This is a genomic window from Ruegeria sp. AWH4_226 (genome assembly GCF_056159225.1).
Map to the genome: position 1 here is coordinate 739319 of NZ_JBSWUU010000001.1, position 17822 is coordinate 757140.

Here is a 17822-nt window from a genome sequence, read left to right on the forward strand (position 1 = left end):
TCAAATTCCGATTGGCGCCAGATCAGGTGCGAGTGCCTGAAAACCGATCTTGCCAGTCTTCACGCTGTTCATCGGCAACCTTAGCGAACAACACGTCAGGAACGGTGAAGGAATGGCCCGCAGGCAAGGCGTTAAGTGCAGCAGCAACGTCGTCGGGCCAGCTTGTGTCCAGCGTGTTCATCGCGCTCAGCATCTTGGCTGATGTCTCAGGAATGAACGGCGCGCTCAGCACGGCATATAGGCGGATCAGATTCAGGCCCAAACGCACCTGTACCGCGGCTTGGTCCGGGTCCTCTTTAAAGGTCGACCATGGCGCTGCGGCTTGCAGATATTCGTTGCCTGCAACCCAGATCGCCCGCAGTTCTTGAGCGGACTTGCGAACCTCCATTGCCTCCATATGCCCTTCGTAGGCGCGGATGCGTTTGGTCAGGTCTTCGATTAGAGTTTGTTCACGCGCTCCAAGGGCACCGCCCTCGGGCACCGCTTCGCCAAACTTCGAGCGGCAGAACTTGGTAATCCGACTGACGAAGTTACCCAGAACGTCTGCAAGGTCCTTGTTCACCGATTGCTGGAAGTTTTCCCAGGTGAACTCACTATCGCTGCTTTCGGGCGCATGGCTTAGCAGCCACCAGCGCCAGTAATCGGCGGGCAGGATTTCCAGCGCCTGATCCATGAACACGCCACGGCCCTGCGAGGTCGAGAACTGGCCGCCGTCATAGTTCAGGTAGTTGAATGACTTTAGGTGATCGACCATTTTCCACGGCTCGCCCGAACCAAGAATGGTGGCCGGGAATGACAGCGTATGAAAGGGGACGTTGTCCTTGCCCATGAATTGCACGTAACGCACGTCGTCCGCGCCTTTGTCGGTGCGCCACCAGCGTTCCCAGTCTGCGTCGCTTTTGCCGTTGGCATCGGCCCACTCTTTGGCGCAGGCGATGTATTCAATTGGCGCGTCGAACCAGACGTAGAAGACCTTGCCTTCCATGCCCGGCCAGTCCTGATCGCCTTTTTTGACCGGTACCCCCCAGTCCAGATCGCGGGTGATGCCCCGGTCTTGTAGGCCGTCACCATCATGCAACCACTTCTTGGCAATCGAGGTTGTCAGGATCGGCCAATCTGTCTTGGAGTCGATCCACGCATCCAGCTGATCTTTCATTGCGGACTGACGCAGATACAGGTGCTTGGTCTCGCGCACCTCAAGGTCAGTAGACCCCGAAATCGCCGAGCGTGGATTGATCAGATCGGTGGGATCAAGCTGCTTGGTGCAGTTCTCACATTGGTCGCCGCGCGCGCGCTCATAACCGCAGTTGGGGCAGGTGCCTTCAATGTAGCGGTCGGGCAGAAACCGGCCATCCGTGTTGGAGTAGACCTGCTTCTCGCTCACCTCACGGATCAGACCTGCATCATCCAACTTGCCTGCGAAGTGCTGAGTCAGGCGTTTGTTCTGCTCGCTTGATGAACGACCAAAGTGATCGAAGCTCAGACCGAACCGTTTCGCGATATCTGCCTGCACGGCATACATATCGGCGCAGTATTCGGCCACAGGTTTGCCCGCCTTGGCCGCGGCCAGTTCCGCCGGGGTGCCGTGTTCATCAGTGGCGCATAGGAACATGACCTCATTCCCCCGGCCGCGCTGATAACGCGCATAAAGATCGGCAGGAAGTTGCGAGCCGATCAGGTTGCCGAGGTGCTTGATCCCGTTGATGTAAGGGATCGCAGAAGTAATGAGAATCCGAGCCATTTTGCGTGTCCACGTGTCTATCTGCGCGCCCGTCTACATGATGTAGGCGATCAGCAAAAGACCGGTTTCTGTCTTCTAGCCCTGCAAAACCGAACAAAGCCTAAAGAAACGAATTGCGTGCGCATTGAAAGCCCGTGCCTGAATGGTTTCGTTGGGCTTAATAGCAAAGCCTAGCAGGGTCGCTATTCCTCTCGGGATCTTTTCAGCAATCGCCCTATGGTGAAAGATGTACGCGGCGCATAGACATAGTTCGTCCGTGCCTCCGGTGTCGGGCGCGACCGCATCCTAGCCACACCGAACACGATCAATACGACATGTCCGGCGGCGACGAACGCGAACAACGCACCTGGACCATATTGCTGAATCAGAGTCGATGAGACGTAGGGCGATGCAATCGCCCCCAGCGCATACCAGAACATCAACGCCGCAGAGAGTTCGACACGCTCTTCGGTGGTCGCAAAGTCATTTGCGTGGGCTGACGAAACCGAAAAGATCGGGAAAGTTGTGAGGCCAAAGACCGCAGCCGCCAGCATAACGCCCACAGTGCCGGTGTCACTGGCAGCCATCGTCACACCGCAACTGAGCACCGCAGCGACGGACAGCCAGATCAGCACCCATCGCCTGTCATATTTATCTGCAAGCCAGCCAAGCGGGTATTGCGCCAAGGCTCCGCCCAGAACAAATGATGCGAGGAAAAAGGCGATCTGATCGACATTCAGTCCAACCTCTTGCCCGTAAACAGGGCCAACCATACGAAATGAGGCAGAGCTGAGTGCCGCGACGATCACGCCCGCAACCGCAAGCGGAGAGCTGCGCCAGGCCAGCTTGGGCCGCAGGCGCGGAGCGTCGGGGGTTTCCGGCTGATTTGCCTTGGTCAGGGTTAATGGCAGCAACGCCGCACAGCACAAAATAGCCAGAAGGTTATATGAAACATAAGATGCAGGGGGCAGGACCGCGATGATAAGCTGCGCGCAAAGGGATGCGCCCATGTCGACGAACCGATAAGTTCCCATCGCCCGCCCGCGTGTTTCGTTGGTGACTTTGGCGTTCAGCCAAGCCTCAATCACTGTATAGCATCCGGCGACACACGTGCCCGAAGCAATCCTGAGGGCCGCCCAGATATAGGGGTTATCGGTCAAGGTGTGTCCAAGCAGCCCCATTGCGCCCAAGGCGGTGCAGACGGCAAACGCACGGGAATGCCCAACATTCCCCATCAGTCGCGGTGCCCACCAGCAGCCAACAAAGAATCCGATGAAATGAGCCGAACCAAGCAAACCGATCTGACCGGTCGTGAACTCGAGCGTGAGACCCGAAATGGCGTCAAGCGGTCCAACGCCACCCGTTGAAAGCTGCAGCAATATGACAGAGAGGAAAAGGGCGGCAAAGGAAATGATCGTGCGCATAGTGGGGCCACCTTTACGCAATAAGTTTGCGATGCGCGCGCCTTATCGACACTGATGCGTCGTTTTTTGTCTATTCGGCCAGTCTGATCTCGGCCTTGATATCCAATCCGACGGTATCCTGTACCAGATCAGTATAGCCCGAGGCCCCAAAGTCGTGACGATTCAGGGCCCCTGTCAGGCGGATAGAAAGCATGTCCAGATTGGCGGCGTCACTGCCGGGGGGGCGAAACAGGTCGGCTTGCAAGGTGATCGGGCGAGTCACACCGCGCAGTGTAAGATCTCCGGTGATTGTTGCCCCGCGCGATATGCGTCCACCTTCGCCAAGCTGCACTTCGGTTGAAACGAACTGAATGGTTGGAAATTGTTCCACGTCCAGAACGCCTTGGCCCAGCATTGCGCTGCGGGCAAAAGGCAATCGGGTGCGTGCTTCGGCAGCGTTCAGTGTTACACTTACAGTGCTGTTTGCCAGATTGCTCAGGTCAATCTGAATATCCGCCGATTGAATTGGCATGGTGCCGGATTGGGCGAGTCCCGATATGTCGAATGTAAAGTCCACGGACGTGCCCTCGGGGACCAGTACGTACCGGGTGGTTGCGGCACGGGTAGGGTGCGCCACGGAAAGGCTCGCAAGCCCCGCCAGCAGGATCCGACGGGTCAACCCGGTCATGCCATGACCTCTTGCCTGCGGGGGCGTGAGCGGTGAAGCAACACCAGCAGTATGGCGATGTTCAGCCCGTTCCAGAGTATGCCGTTGATAAAGGCGAGCTGGTAGTTTCCGGTCACGTCGTAAATCCAACCGGACATCCAGCCGCCAAGTGCCATGCCGAGGATGGTCATCATCATGACGAAACCTACTCGCGCTCCGGCCTCTTGCGGGGGCATGTATTCGCGCACGACCAGCGCATAGCTCGGCACGATGCCACCCTGTGCCAAACCGAACAACAAGCTGACGATATACAGTGAAACCATCCCGTCATAGGGCAGGAACAGGAAGAGCGCGATGCATTGAAGCACCGATCCGCCCAACAAGGTCATGACACCCCCCAGCTTATCGGCCACGACGCCCGAGATCACCCGACTGACCACTCCGCCCATAAGCATAAGCGACAACATCTCGGCCCCTACGGCGGGACCGTAGCCCAGCCCGACGCAGTAAGAAACGATGTGAACCTGCGGCATAGACATCGCAACGCAGCACCCGATACCGGCCAGACCTAAAATGTATTGCAGGGCGCGTGGCGAAATTCCGACGCTACGCGCGTTGATCTGAGCATTGGCAGCGGCTGTGCTATGCGCTTCGATCGGGACTTGCCGACGCAGCAGAAGAGAGAGGGGAATAACAACAACCAAGGTGATTAGGGCGAGTGTCAAATAGACCTGTTGCCAGCCATCGCGAGCTAGAATACCGGATAGCATCGTTGGCCAGATAGCTCCGGACAAGTAGTTGCCACTGGCTACCAGTGCCACGGCAATCCCACGCCGCCGCATAAACCAATGCGAGATATCAGCGATCAGGGGGCCAAACCCGATCGACGTCCCAAGCCCCAGTAGCAAATGCGCCACGGACAGCAGCAGGATGTTCGGTGCCCATGTTGCCAGTAGATAGCTGACCGCGCTCAGTACCGCTGCTCCGATCAGCGCTTTGGTCACACCCAGCCTGTCGACCATCTGCCCCAGCCACATATTCCCAAGCGCAAAGCCGACCATCGCCAGAACATAAGGCAGGGAAGCCTCGGCCCGTCCGGCGCCAAACTGCGTCTCGATTGCAGGCATCACGACGATCACCGCCCACATGCCGACATTCGCCACCGTCGCAATGGCGAGTGTGATCAGCAGGCGGAGCCAGGAATAGCGGCTGTCATGGATCGGATGACTCATGCAGAGACGCTAGGGCCGGTGTCAAGCTTTTGCCAGTCACAAGTTATTTAACTTTACGAATTTTTTTCACCCTGCGGGATGTCACACCAATTCATCCGTAGTCTCGATCCGGGTCAGGTTCAGACCGGCGCGCGGTTTGGTTTGGGTGGCCTGCCAACTGACCGGGGGCAGGGCGCGGGCGCGGCGGCGGGTCAGGGTCCAGCGCCTTGCGTCGCCCTGATGATCTGCGGCCATGTGCCAGCGCGTCTCAACCCCTTGTACGCCGCCATCTCCGGGGGTTAGCAGCAACCCCAGCGGTGCCCGCCCCATCAGCCCCCCGTGTTCGGCAGCCAAATGCATCCGCCGTACCGGCGTCAGCCCGGGTGCACCAGGCAGATCGCAGATGATCAGCGGAACCGCCCCGCTGCGCAGCGCCTCTTCCATGCACCACAACAAATCTTCGGCGCGGGTGGGGCGGACGAATAGAAACCGCGCCGGATCGGCAAACGGCATCATCCCGTCGGGGTTCAGTTGCGCAGGCTCCCACGCGGGGGCAATCCATAGTATCGGTCCCTGTGCCTGACCGGCCAGCCACATGGCAAAGCTGCGCCGGGCAGGGCCGCAGGCTTCGTGCACGCGGCCCAGTTGCAGGGTGATCTGTGACTGTAGAACCAGCCCCGGCACGTCGCGCGCGGGTTTACGGCCAAGCAGGTTTGTAGACATGCTGACAGCTTAGCATGTTCTTATTTTGTTCTCAAATTGTAAATGACGCTGCCAAGCCTTTAGCGGGACAAAATCAAACGGCCATCGGTGAACTGGATGTTTGAGAACCGGTGCAGGTAATCCATGCCCAGCAACGATTGACGCAGGTCCCCTTCGTTTACCCAGGCCGAGACACCCTGGTCGATGATTGGCCCCAGTTCAAGGCTGTCCAGTCGGACGGGCGCTGTCCGCACCTCTCCGTTCGCGGTGAAGGCGCGGCCAAGATAGTTGAGTTGCTCCGGGTCTATACCGATACGTCTGGCATCCTGCGCGCTTAACACAATCTGGCTGGCACCCGTGTCGACAAGGAAGGTGATCGGCTCTCCGTTTACCAGAACCGGCAAGTAATAGTGGCCATCATAGGCGCGTGGAACCTCAATCGCCTCGCCCGTGATGGTCATTTGTGGCTCAGGGCCAACGGTCGAACGGATATCGTCCCACAACCCGACGACCGCGATCGCTCCGACAAAGATAAAAACCCAGGCCATGGCCTGCTGCACGGTTTTGTTCAGCGACTGACGGTTTTGTGAGACGAACCAAAACACAACCGCCGCGCCAAGCACGACCAGATAAACCAAGTGTCCTATGTTGTCGCCGTCCATACGAATACCCTTGTCAACATCACATCAGATATATGGGTGTTTATGAGGCAAAACCAAAGGCCTTGAGGCCATCCAGAATGAACTGAACCGATAACGCCGCCAGCAGCATCCCCAACAGCCGAGTAAGCACGTTCAGCCCCGTTTTACCCAATATGCGCGCGATCAGGCCGCCGGACAGAAAGAAGATCAGAACCACGGCCATGACCGCCAGCATCACCAAGGTCGCCTCGGCAATGCCCAGAATGCCCGGATGCTGACCCGCCAGCAGGATGATTGTCGCAATCGAACCCGGCCCGGCCACAAGCGGAATTGCCAGCGGAAAAACAGACGGGTCGGGGTGCTCTTCAACCTCGGCCCGATCCTCGCGGCGCTTGGTGCGACGTTCGAACAGCATGTCGAGCGCGGTCAGAAACAGCAGCGCGCCACCGGCGACCTTGAACGCCTCCATCGAGATGCCAACAAAGCCCAGAACGGCCTCGCCAAAGGCGGCAAAGGCAACAAGAATACCAGACGCCACGGCACAGGTGCGGTAGGCCGTTCTGCGGCGCGCACGCGCGTCCATTTCTTGCGTCATCGCAACGAAGATCGGGGTAGTACCGAAAGGGTCGATCACCACGAACAAGGTCGTAAACGCGGTGACGAAAAACGCCAGGTCCATCATGCGGCATTCTCGGCGTTTTCAAGGCGTTCGGCGGCCGCGACCCATAGGGCTTCGGCCTTTTGCATCGCCGCGACGACCTCGGCGAATTTGCGGTTCCAGGTTTCCAGATCGTTGATCCTGTCGTTTTCATAGAGCGCCGGGTCCGCAAGCCTTGCCGATAGTTTTTCGTGCATATCCGTAAGCTTTTCGATCCGGTCTTCGCATTTACGCAGTTCGGCGCGCAGGGCCAGCATGGTATCGCGCGAGGGGCGTTTGGGCGTTACCACTTGCTGTTTTTCCTTGACCGGCTTGTCACGCGACAACAGCGTGGCGCGATAGTCTTCAAGATCTTGCTCAAAGGGTTTGACCGTACCGTCCGAGACCAGCCACAACCTGTCCGCGACCAGAGACAACAGATGCATATCGTGGCTGACCAGAACCACGGCACCGGAATAGGCAGTCAGCGCCTCGACCAGCGCCTCGCGGCTTTCGATGTCCAGGTGGTTGGTTGGCTCGTCGAGGATCAGCATGTGCGGGGCGTCGATGGTGGCGATCAACAGCGACAGCCGAGCCTTTTGACCACCCGATAGACGACCGACCAGTGTTTCTGCCTGATCGGCGTTCAATCCGAACCCAGCCAGACGCGAGCGCCACTTTCCCGGAGCTTCGTCCGGGCGCAGGCGCCGCAGATGGTCCAGGGGCGTTTCGTCCACGTGCAATTCATCCACCTGATGCTGCGCGAAATAGCCAATGCGCAACCGGTTGCTGCGGGTCATCTTGCCCGCCATCAGGGGCAGACGATCAGATAGCAGCTTGGACAAGGTCGATTTGCCCTGACCGTTCTTGCCCAGCAGGGCAATGCGGTCATCCTGATCAATACGCAGGTTAAGGCGACGCAGCACCTCGGTCTCGCCATAACCTGTGACGCCGCCCTCGATCTGAATGATTGGCGGCGACAATTCTTCGGGCTCGGGGAATGAAAAGGCGCGCAACGCGGCTTCTTGCGGCGTTGATACCAGTTGGATGCGCTCGATCATTTTCAGGCGCGATTGCGCTTGAACCGCCTTGGATGCCTTATAGCGGAACCGGTCCACAAAGCTTTGCAAATGGGCGATGCGCGCCTTGGCCTTCGCATTCTCGGATTCGGCCTGCGCCAGACGTTCAGCCCGACGTTCGGCAAATTTGTCGTAAGGCACCGCGTAGTAGGTGAGCTTGCGATCCTCAAGGTGCAGAATCGACCCGACAGCGCGGTTGAGAAGACCGCGGTCGTGGCTGATTATGATCACTGTGTGCGGGTACTTGGCCAGATAACTTTCCAGCCAAAGCGCGCCTTCTAGGTCGAGATAGTTGGTCGGTTCGTCCAGCAGCAGCAGGTCAGGTTGTGCAAACAACACCGCCGCCAACGCAACGCGCATTCGCCAACCACCCGAGAAATCGGAACATGGGCGCAGTTGGTCATCATCATCAAACCCCAAACCCTTGAGGATCGACGCCGCTCGGGCCTCGGCCGACCAAGCGTCGATATCGGCCAGACGCGTCTGAATTTCGGCAATGCGCGCGGGGTCTTCGGCGGTTTCGGCCTCGGCCATAAGCGAGCTGCGCTCGGTATCCGCGGCAAGAACAGTATTGATCAGCGAGACATCAGAGGACGGCACCTCTTGTGCCACCCCCCCGATCCGGGCGCGTTTCGGCAGGGCGATATTACCCGACTCCAAGGCCAATTCGCCCCGGATCAAACGGAACAGGGTGGTTTTTCCGGTCCCATTGCGACCAACCAGACCAACCTTGTGGCGATCCGGAATAGTTGCGCTGGCACCGTCAAAAAGAGGGCGGCCTTCGACGGCATAGGTGATGTCTTCGATCCGTAACATGCGCCGCTCTTATCAGAGCATCCGAGACGCCGCCAGCGGGTAGGCGTGTTCATTACTGCACCTATGTGCTAGCGCTGGTCCGGTTGGCTTTGGACGGATAAAAAATGCGCGCGGCTTCTTCGCCTCCTTCCCTTATTACCTTGGTGTTCGCGACCGCATTGTCGGTTTTGACGCTGAATATGTTCCTGCCATCGCTGGCACGGATGGCCGAGGATTTTCAGGTCGATTATGCGTTGGTGAACCTCTCGGTCGCCGGTTATCTGGCCGTATCTGCCGTGCTGCAACTGATCATGGGGCCGTTATCGGACCGGTTTGGTCGTCGGCCCATCCTTTTGATCTGTATGTCGGTTTTCGTGATGGCCTCGGTCGGTTGCGTTCTGGCCGACACGATCTGGGGCTTTCTTGGGTTTCGATTGCTACAGGCCGCTGTCGTGGCCGGGCCTGTTCTGTCCAGCGCTGCCATTCGGGACATGCATCCACCCAACGAAGCCGCCAGCAAATTAGGGTATGTCACGATGGCGATGGCACTGGCCCCAATGCTGGGGCCGATGCTGGGCGGTGCGCTCGACAGCTTGTTCGGTTGGCGCGCAGGCTTTGTCCTGTATTCAATACTTGGGGCCGGGGTTCTGGTGCTGTTGTGGGCCGATTTGGGAGAGACCAATACCAATCGATCCTCAACTTTTGCGGCGCAGCTGGCGGAATACCCTCACCTGTTTCGCGCCCGCAGGTTCTGGGGGTATGCCCTATGCGCGGCGTTTTCTATCGGAGGGTTCTACAGCTTTATCACTGGTGCGCCCCTTGTAGCAGCGGCGTGGTTCGATCTTAGCCCCGCGATGCTGGGGTTGGGGATTGGTATTATCACGGGCGGCTTCATGGTGGGCAATTTCATCACCGGACGGATCGCAGCGCGAACAAAGCTGACAACAATGATCCTGATCGGGCGCGTTGTCGCGTCGACAGGGCCGCTTGGGGGCGTATTGCTGTTCCTTGCTGATCACGGTTCGGTTTGGGTCTTCTTCGGATCTGCCATCTTCGTCGGGTTCGGCAACGGTCTGACCAATGCCAACGCAAGCGCAGGTCTGATGTCAGTCCGCCCCAAACTGGCAGGTAGCGCTGCTGGCCTGTCCGGAGCGATGATCGTTGCCCTGGGCGCTGTGTTGACCTCGCTTACCGGGCTTTGGGTCAGCCCCGAAAACGGTCCGTTCCTTGTATTGGGGATGATGTGGGCGTGCAGCTTCGCGGGTCTGTTGGCTGTCCTATACGTGCGCTGGGTCGACAGGCGAGACCCATTGCCCGACGCGATCTGAGCCCCAGCGCATCATAGTGCTTTTCATATCGCAAATACCGTGATACGCGGCGCGCGATGGATTTTGGCGCGACCCCGCGCCTTAAGGTAAGGAGAGGCCAAAATGGCACTGGAACGCACATTCTCGATCATCAAACCCGATGCAACCCGCCGCAATCTGACTGGCAAGATCAACGCCAAGTTCGAAGAAGCTGGCCTGCGCATCGTTGCGCAAAAGCGCATCCACATGACCAAGGAACAGGCTGGCAAGTTCTACGAAGTACACGCCGAGCGTCCGTTCTATGACGAGTTGTGCGAGTTCATGTCGTCGGCTCCGGTCGTTGTTCAGGTTCTGGAAGGCGAAGGCGCCATTGCAAAGAACCGCGAAGTCATGGGCGCAACCAACCCCGCAGACGCGGCCCCCGGAACCATCCGCGCCGAGTTTGCCGAGTCTGTTGGTGAAAACTCGGTCCACGGATCAGACGCACCGGAAACCGCTGCTGTAGAAATAGCGTATTTCTTCTCGGGCATCGAACTGGTTGGCTAAACTGCCATCAGCTTTGATTTTTGGGCCGCTCCTGGTATCGGGTGCGGCTTTTTTTATACGGGTTTGAGATCGTCTGCCGACACGCGCACGCCAACCGCGTCCAAATCCGAGACTATCTGCGTTTCCGGCCTCGCACTGACACTGGCCTTGATCGCATCGAATCGTTGGCGAAGCGCCTTTTTCTCTTCGCCTTTGCAGTCGTTCCAAGGCCGGCCTTGCAGGCCCATGACCAGCACGTAATACCCAATGAAATGCGGACGCGTTCCGGCTTGCAGTATGCGGGTGTAAGCTTCATCCGGACCTATCTCGCGCAGTTCCTGCGCCGAGTGGATACCTGCCTTTGCGCAGGCTTGCTCATAAGCTGGGCCAAGATTGCGGATCGAAGTGATGGGGTCAGACATGATCATCTAATAGCCTTGTGCTGAGGGGATGTCGACGGGATTACAGATCAGAATTGCGCCGGGCTTGCCACATGAGAAGTTGTGCGATTTCATGGCTTCGTGTTGTCATGGGGTTCTGATGTCAAAGAGTAAGAGTAGTGGTCAAAAATTCCTCAAGAGGAATAAGAGAGCGACACCCGATTTCGACCGTGAGGCATCGAAATCCCTAGGGCTCTGCCCGATAGACGTGGGTGCCAGCGTGAAGAAAACTCTTGCGATACTGGCGGTCGGCGACCTTGATACTCAGGTAAAGGGCCCCTCGGGATGAAGCAGACAAGTGGTTTCTTTGTCCTTCCAGGTGCTTTTGATATGATCAGCTTCGCTGCTGCGCTCAAGGGGCTCACGCCTGTGTTCGACGCGCCGACCACTGCCCGCGCGTTCGACCTGCTGGACTGCCATGATCAGTCACTGCGGGCAGACGGGCGGTTATTGCTTGAGACAAACGGCAAACTGCACCTGCTGCAAAGCGACGGGGATGTTTTGGTTCAAGACAGCGGCAAGGCAAGATTTGTGCAGGAGCTACCGGACGGTCCGGTTCGTGATGCCTTGGCTGGGTTTCCCAAACTGCGTGCGTTGATGGGTATTGGAGCCGGAACAATGGAGACCAGCGGTTTTGCGGTTCTGGACGACCTGCAAAAGACACAGGTTCGGGGGAACGCTGTGTCACTGACGTCGGAAAGCGGGCAGGTCACGCTTTTGCATGTTCAGCCTATGCGCGGCTACGACCGGGCCTTTCAATCCGTTTGTTCTACACTGCAGGGCATGACGTCGGGAACGCCCGGATTCGAGTCTGTTTTCCAGACCCTTTTCCCAGACACTGTTCCTTATAACGCCAAGCCCGAGGTTCAACTGGGTAAGCAAGAGCCTTCGATCGAAGTGGCCGTGGATATCATCCGTACTTTTCTGGCCGTGGCTCGCCAGAACGAAGCAGGGGTGATTGCCGACGTCGACACCGAATTCCTGCACGATTATCGCGTTTCGCTTCGGCGAATCCGGTCTGTTCTGAGCCTGTTCAAAGGCGTGTTTTCTCCTAAGCAGACAGACGCGTTGAAACGTGAATTCTCGGACCTGATGGCTCCAACCGGACGTGTGCGGGACTTGGATGTCTATCTTTTGGAGAAAGACATCTACTTCAATCTGATACCGTCCAATCTTCATCCGGGCGTGCAAGCCATGTTTGAACAATTCGAAAAGGAAAGAACAAAAGCCCTTTCAACCCTGTCCAAACGTTTTCGAAGCGCGGCCTACGAACGACAGATGAAAGATCTTTCAAAGTTGTTTTCTGATACTAAAGGCTTGGAACCGGGCCCAAATGCGAAACGCGGTGCCTATGACTACGCCTGTGCGCTGATTTGGAAACGGTATCGCAAGGTGTGTAAACTGGCGCGCAGCATCACTCCTGACACCCCGGATGAGATCGTGCATGACCTGCGGATCGATTGCAAAAAACTGCGATACTTGATGGAGTTCTTTGCCCCTCTGTTCCACAAAGGTGATTTCAAAACGCTCATCAAGCCATTGAAAAAGCTTCAGGATAATCTTGGCTTGTTCAACGACTACTCGGTCCAGCAAGAGGCGTTGCATGCGTTTGTTGCGTCCCAAAGCAACGCGCAGGGTCGCGCGAATGCTCAGCTTGCCATGTCCGTCGGTGGCTTGATTGCCGTACTGGATCAACGCCAAAAAGCCGAGCGTGAGCGCGTGATCGCAAACTTCCAACATTTCGACAGCCAGGACATCCAGAACCTGTTCCGAACCCTGTTTCACCATAAGGAGGACTGAGGCGTGAAGATCATTGCCTGCTACAGCAACAAGGGCGGTGTGGGTAAAACCGCAACCTCGGTGAACCTGGCCTACGCCTACGCGCAAGCAGGGTTCAAAGTGCTGCTATGCGATCTTGATCCACAAGGGGCGTCTGGATTCTATTTTCGGGTGAAGCCCTCCAAGAAACTGACAGACGCCCGGTTTTTTGAGGACGTGCAGCGTTTTGTGAAATCGATCCGGGCTAGTGATTTTGAAGGTTTGGACGTACTGCCTGCGAACCTGACGTTTCGCGATTTCGACGTGTTCCTCTCGCGGATGCGGAACAAACGGTCACGGCTGAAAAAAGCGCTGGTTTCAGCGGGCAGCGACTATGACGTGATCATACTGGACTGTCCTCCGAACTTTTCGACCTTGTCCGAGAATATCTTCAAGGCCGCCGATCTGATCGTTGTACCCGTTATCCCCACGACGCTTTCTGAAAGAACGCTTGAGCAATTGGTGAATTTCTTCAACGAACAGGGATTGCCCAAGAAAAAGATAAAGGCGTTCTTCTCAATGGTGCAGCGGCGAAAGACTTTGCACCTTGAGACGATGGAAAAGATGCGAAAGCTATACAAAAAACGGTTTCTGCAAACAGAAATACCATTTGCAGCGGATATCGAGCGGATGGGGCAAAATCGCGCTCCGGTGAGCATCTATGCCGGTCGCAGCGCGGCGAACGCCGCCTATCAGACGTTGTTCGATGAGCTGGAAAACGGAGTGGTTTCAACCAAATGAGTACGGAGATTGAGCGCAAGTTTCTGGTGGCGAAGTTGCCGGAACTGAGTGGCGCAGATAAAGCTGTCGTAAGGCAGGGCTATTTGACTGCACCAGACGATTCAACCGAACTGCGCCTGCGTCAGAAGAACGATAAGTTCTTCCTGACCCTCAAGGGCGGCGGCACGATGGTGCGGGTTGAGCGTGAGGCCGAAATCTCCTCTGAGCAGTTTGAAACCTTCTGGCCCGAGACAGAGGGCCGCCGGGTGGAAAAGGAACGCTATACCGGTCAATTGCCAGACGGGCGCGTGTATGAATTGGATGTATTTCTTGGGGACTTGGCCCCGCTTCGATTGGTAGAGGTGGAATTTCAAACTGAGGTCGAGGCCAGTGCCTACGTGCCCCCTGATTGGTTTGGGGCCGATGTCACCGCGGATAAACGCTACAAGAACAAGACGATGGCAATCAGCGGCGTACCGACCTAGGTCTTTCGCGCCAGTTTGATCTTTGCCTCTAGTCCGGGATCGCAATTGCGTGCCTCAAACCCGCCACCGTGCATGTGAGAAATCGCAGCCACCAGCGCCAGACCCAAACCAGCGTTGCGTTCGGTACGGGCCGGGTCAAGCGTGACAAACGGCATTTGCAGGCGCGACAGATCCTGTTGCGGAACACCCGGACCCTGATCACGGACGCTGAGGCATGTATAAGCGCCATCGTCAGACAGGTTGATTGTGACAGCCGTATCTTGCGGCGCATATCTCATCGCGTTTTCCAGCAGGTTTGAAAGCGCTTGCGACAGCAGCGGGCGATGCCCAGGTATTGGCGCGGCTGTTCCGGTGACTTTAAGTTGGATGCTCTGGTCACTGGCAACAGGCTCATACAACTCGACCACGTCCGCAACCAATTGCATTAGGTCTACCGGTTCGAACTGTTCGCGCCCGACACCTGCCTCGGCCCGCGAGATTTCGGTCAGTTGCCCAAGCACGCGCAGCACGTGGTCGATTTCCACACTGGCACGCGCGATGTCAATCTCGCGCTCCTTATCCGTTTTGGAAGGATCAGACAGTGTTTCGACCCGTTGTTTCAGGCGTGACAAGGGCGAGCGTAGATCATGCGCAATGGAATTCGACGTGGTGCGCAGGTTGCTGACCAGTTCTTCGATCCGGTCCAACATGGTGTTGAGCGTCCCGGACACCTGATCGAATTCATCCCCGGTGCCGCGCAGGGGCATTCGCCGGGACAGATCGCCCGAAACGATATTCTCGGCCGTATTGGCGATATCGGACAAGCGGGCAAAGACAAGCCGGGTGAACAACCATCCGGTCAGAACGCTCAGCCCCAGTGCAATTCCCAAGGCGATGCCAACGGTTTGCAGCAGTACGCGATCAAATTGCTGTCGTGCAAGCGCGTCCCGGCCCACCAAAAGACGCTCACCTCCGGGAAGGCGAACCGAAGCAGCCGAGATCGGAACCAGTTCGTCATTGTCTGCGCGGCGCAACTCAAGATCGACCCAACCACTGCCGGCGGCGATGTGATCAGGCCATTGTTTGAGGTTCCCCGCCAGTTTGACGCCAAACGGATCTGTCAGCAGATACAAGGCGTCCCTTTCTGCTGCGGTCGGAATGCGCCGCTCAATAGCCCTGAGCAAACCAAGCAGGCCGCGACGTTCATATTCGTCCGCAAGCCCGGTCAGTTCGGCTGAGACGACTGAACGGGTTTCACCCTCAATCGTGCGGTTCGCAGTGACATAGACCAGCGCAAGGATGGTGGCCGTCAACAACGTACTCAGAGCCATGCTGGCCAGAATAAGACGTGTACGCGAATTGTTGAAAGAAAGTCGGATGTTATCCATCAGATATCATGTAACCGGCGCCCCGGACGGTTTCGATCATCGGCGGCTCGCCACCTTCGTCCAACTGGCGGCGCAGCTTCGAGATATGAACATCGACAACATTCGTGTTTGGATCAAAGTGATAATCCCAAACGCCCTCCAACAACATGGTCCGCGACACCACGCGGTTTTTCCGGCGCAGGAAGAATTCCAGAATCTGGAATTCGCGCGGGGTCAGGGTAATTTCGCGTCCGTTTCGTGTGACTTTGCGAGTCAGCAAATCCATTTCAAGGTCACGGCAGGTCAGCGTCGGGCTTTCCTCGGCCTCTTGCGGACGACGCAGCAGTGCTTCGATCCGGGCGTGAAGTTCCTGAAAAGAGAACGGCTTGACCAGATAGTCATCCGCCCCGGCGCGTAGACCTTTGACGCGTTCGTCAACGGCGCTCATTGCTGTCAGCATCAGAACCGGCGTCTTCACACCTGCCGCGCGCATGGACTTGATCAGGGACAAACCGTCCAAGCCCGGCAGCATCCGATCCAGCACAACGGCGTCAAATCCGCCGTCAGTGGCATGGTACAACCCCTCACGGCCATCTTCAGCGGCCTCGACGATGTACCCTTCCTCACCAAAGCCCTTGGCGATGAACTCACGGGTGTCTTCGTCATCTTCGACGATCAGCAGGCGGCGGCTCATGATCCGAGTTCCTTTCTACCCAGATTTAAACACAAAATATCGGGTAAAGCACTTGGTTTTAGGGGCGTTACGTGCCGGGTGCGTCGTTGCGCACCCGGCAGTCCCGGCAGTTTGCGGACAAATCAAACCACCGGGGAGGCGCCCGCCAATATCTCCCCGTCATGTGGCGCGCGCTTGTCTCAGATCAGGCGATTTCCACCGCGACGAAGATCTGGTTTCCGCCGCGATTGATCAGAACAAGTGCGGGATCGGTTTTTTCGCTGTCCAGCGCGGCTTTCAACGCGTCCGGAGTTGCGGTTTCTTTACCGCCCAGCTTAACGATCACATCGCCCCGCTGCAGACCGGCTTTGGCCGCCGGGCTGTCGGGTGTCAGGTCAGTGACGACCACACCATCGACATTCTCACCCACACCCATTTCGGCACGATTGCTGTCGGTCAGCGGAGCGACAGCGACACCCAGCGTGGTGCCAGAGATGCCTTCGTCCACAGGCGCGTCGATCTGGGCCGAGGCGCTTTGATGTTGGCCGATGGTCAGCTGAACCTGTTGTTCTTTACCATTGCGTAAAACCGTCAATACGCTGTCAGTGCCGACCTCAGTGGTACCAACAAGAAGCGGCAGATCGCTGCTGGAGTCGACCGGCTCTTCGTTGAAGGTCAGAATGATATCGCCTTGTTGCAACACGCCCTCGGCCGGGCTGCCTTCGACAACGTCCGATACCAGCGCGCCGGTGTAGCTGTCGATGCCCAGTGCCGCTGCAAGGTCCGGGCTGACGTTCTGGATCGAGACACCCAGCCAGCCACGGCTGACCTGACCGTCATCGCGCAGGTCAGCAGCGATGTGCTCCACGATATTTGAGGTCACGGCAAAGCCAAGGCCCACCGACCCGCCGGTCGGCGAGTAGATGGCCGAGTTTACGCCGACCACTTCGCCGTCCATGTTAAACAGCGGACCGCCCGAGTTGCCCTTGTTGATCGCCGCATCGGTCTGGATGAATTCAGCATATGGCCCCTCGGATATGTTTCGGCCCTTCGCCGAGACGATCCCGGTGGTCACAGTCGCGTGCAGGCCGAAGGGGTTTCCGATTGCCACAACGTCCTCGCCGACGCGGATCACGTCGCTATCGCCCATCTCAACGGCTTGCAAAGCTTCGTCGGCGTCGATCTTCAGAACGGCAATATCGGTCAGCGGGTCGGTTCCGATGATCTCGGCTTGGTAGCTGCGGTCATCTGACAGGCGAACTGTTACAGACTCGGCGTTGTCGACGACATGGTGGTTGGTCACGATGTATCCGGCCTCATCCAGTACAAACCCGGACCCAAGACCCTGTGCCGGTCCACGCTGCGGTGCGTTGAACCCTTCGGGCAGGCTGAAACGTTCAAAAAACTCACCGAACGGATGTTGGTCAAAGTCGAACTGGCGCCCCTGAGCGGGAACCGGAGCTGCGCCTTGCTCTGCGATCACGGTAACAACCGACGGGGAAACCGCCTCGACCAGATCGGCCAGTGCTTCGTCGGCGAGTGAGGGAAGGGCGGTGGTTGCCAGCATGGCTGCGCTTAGCGTTCCGGCACCAACCCAACCGGCTGTCCCGGGCAAAAGTAGAGAGGTTTTGCGAATGCTCATTTTTATCTCCT

Annotated in this window: 17 protein-coding genes; 5 read left to right on the plus strand and 12 right to left on the minus strand. The window is 57.6% G+C overall.

The features are described 5' to 3' along the window. Window positions 1-22 precede the first annotated feature (22 nt). The 8 genes from metG to ACXAET_RS03600 form a co-directional block, all read right to left on the minus strand. Window positions 23-1741, minus strand: coding sequence for a methionine--tRNA ligase (gene metG, locus ACXAET_RS03565; RefSeq protein ID WP_475181215.1), 1719 nt, complete (start codon window positions 1739-1741; stop codon window positions 23-25). A gap of 182 nt (window positions 1742-1923) precedes the next feature. Further along, on the minus strand, window positions 1924-3144 hold the full coding sequence (locus ACXAET_RS03570) for an MFS transporter (RefSeq protein ID WP_475181218.1): 1221 nt from the start codon (window positions 3142-3144) through the stop codon (window positions 1924-1926). A 70-nt stretch (window positions 3145-3214) separates the two neighbouring features. Continuing rightward, window positions 3215-3811 (minus strand): YceI family protein, encoded by a 597-nt coding sequence (locus ACXAET_RS03575; protein WP_475181223.1) that lies wholly within the window; start codon window positions 3809-3811, stop codon window positions 3215-3217. Continuing rightward, window positions 3808-5022 carry an MFS transporter gene (locus ACXAET_RS03580; protein WP_475181225.1) on the minus strand — a complete coding sequence of 405 codons (1215 nt, stop codon included), beginning with the start codon at window positions 5020-5022 and terminating at the stop codon, window positions 3808-3810. The genes ACXAET_RS03575 and ACXAET_RS03580 overlap by 4 nt, the downstream gene beginning before the upstream one ends. A gap of 81 nt (window positions 5023-5103) precedes the next feature. After that, complete coding sequence (locus ACXAET_RS03585) at window positions 5104-5724, minus strand: ImuA family protein (RefSeq protein WP_475181229.1); 621 nt, start codon at window positions 5722-5724, stop codon at window positions 5104-5106. Window positions 5725-5783: 59 nt separating this feature from the next. Continuing rightward, a complete protein-coding gene (locus ACXAET_RS03590; RefSeq protein ID WP_475181230.1) occupies window positions 5784-6365 on the minus strand; it encodes a retropepsin-like aspartic protease family protein in 582 nt (193 codons plus the stop codon). A gap of 40 nt (window positions 6366-6405) precedes the next feature. Further along, entirely contained in the window at window positions 6406-7026 is a 621-nt protein-coding gene (locus ACXAET_RS03595; RefSeq protein WP_475181233.1) for a MarC family protein, read from the minus strand. Continuing rightward, the gene (locus tag ACXAET_RS03600; RefSeq protein ID WP_475181236.1) at window positions 7023-8876 is read right to left on the minus strand and encodes an ABC-F family ATP-binding cassette domain-containing protein; all 1854 of its coding nucleotides are present in this window, start codon (window positions 8874-8876) and stop codon (window positions 7023-7025) included. The genes ACXAET_RS03595 and ACXAET_RS03600 overlap by 4 nt, the downstream gene beginning before the upstream one ends. Before the next feature lie 104 nt (window positions 8877-8980). Here ACXAET_RS03600 and ACXAET_RS03605 point away from each other — a divergent pair, with 104 nt between their 5' ends. After that, window positions 8981-10183: a multidrug effflux MFS transporter gene (locus tag ACXAET_RS03605; RefSeq protein ID WP_475181237.1), complete on the plus strand. Its 1203-nt coding sequence runs from the start codon at window positions 8981-8983 to the stop codon at window positions 10181-10183. A 102-nt stretch (window positions 10184-10285) separates the two neighbouring features. Beyond that, window positions 10286-10708 (plus strand): nucleoside-diphosphate kinase, encoded by a 423-nt coding sequence (gene ndk / locus ACXAET_RS03610; RefSeq protein WP_068334875.1) that lies wholly within the window; start codon window positions 10286-10288, stop codon window positions 10706-10708. Between the two features lie 53 nt (window positions 10709-10761). Here the strand turns inward: ndk and ACXAET_RS03615 are convergent, their stop codons facing one another. Continuing rightward, the gene (locus ACXAET_RS03615) at window positions 10762-11109 is read right to left on the minus strand and encodes a TfoX/Sxy family protein (protein ID WP_475181240.1); all 348 of its coding nucleotides are present in this window, start codon (window positions 11107-11109) and stop codon (window positions 10762-10764) included. 348 nt (window positions 11110-11457) lie between these two features. Here ACXAET_RS03615 and ACXAET_RS03620 point away from each other — a divergent pair, with 348 nt between their 5' ends. From ACXAET_RS03620 to ACXAET_RS03630, 3 genes are read left to right on the plus strand one after another with little or no spacing between them, the layout of a single operon-like run. Beyond that, the gene (locus ACXAET_RS03620; RefSeq protein WP_475181243.1) at window positions 11458-12927 is read left to right on the plus strand and encodes a CHAD domain-containing protein; all 1470 of its coding nucleotides are present in this window, start codon (window positions 11458-11460) and stop codon (window positions 12925-12927) included. Window positions 12928-12930: 3 nt separating this feature from the next. Beyond that, window positions 12931-13686, plus strand: coding sequence for a ParA family protein (locus ACXAET_RS03625; RefSeq protein WP_475181246.1), 756 nt, complete (start codon window positions 12931-12933; stop codon window positions 13684-13686). Beyond that, complete coding sequence (locus ACXAET_RS03630; RefSeq protein ID WP_475181247.1) at window positions 13683-14150, plus strand: CYTH domain-containing protein; 468 nt, start codon at window positions 13683-13685, stop codon at window positions 14148-14150. The genes ACXAET_RS03625 and ACXAET_RS03630 overlap by 4 nt, the downstream gene beginning before the upstream one ends. On the opposite strand, the gene ACXAET_RS03635 is transcribed toward ACXAET_RS03630, so the two are convergent. The 3 genes from ACXAET_RS03635 to ACXAET_RS03645 all read right to left on the minus strand — a co-directional run bounded on the left by ACXAET_RS03635 (window position 14147) and on the right by ACXAET_RS03645 (window position 17811). Continuing rightward, complete coding sequence (locus ACXAET_RS03635) at window positions 14147-15517, minus strand: ATP-binding protein (protein ID WP_475181248.1); 1371 nt, start codon at window positions 15515-15517, stop codon at window positions 14147-14149. The genes ACXAET_RS03630 and ACXAET_RS03635 overlap by 4 nt on opposite strands. Further along, the gene (locus ACXAET_RS03640) at window positions 15510-16190 is read right to left on the minus strand and encodes a response regulator transcription factor (RefSeq protein WP_068334890.1); all 681 of its coding nucleotides are present in this window, start codon (window positions 16188-16190) and stop codon (window positions 15510-15512) included. The genes ACXAET_RS03635 and ACXAET_RS03640 overlap by 8 nt, the downstream gene beginning before the upstream one ends. 184 nt (window positions 16191-16374) lie before the next feature. Beyond that, complete coding sequence (locus tag ACXAET_RS03645) at window positions 16375-17811, minus strand: Do family serine endopeptidase (RefSeq protein ID WP_475181251.1); 1437 nt, start codon at window positions 17809-17811, stop codon at window positions 16375-16377. Window positions 17812-17822 lie beyond the last annotated feature (11 nt).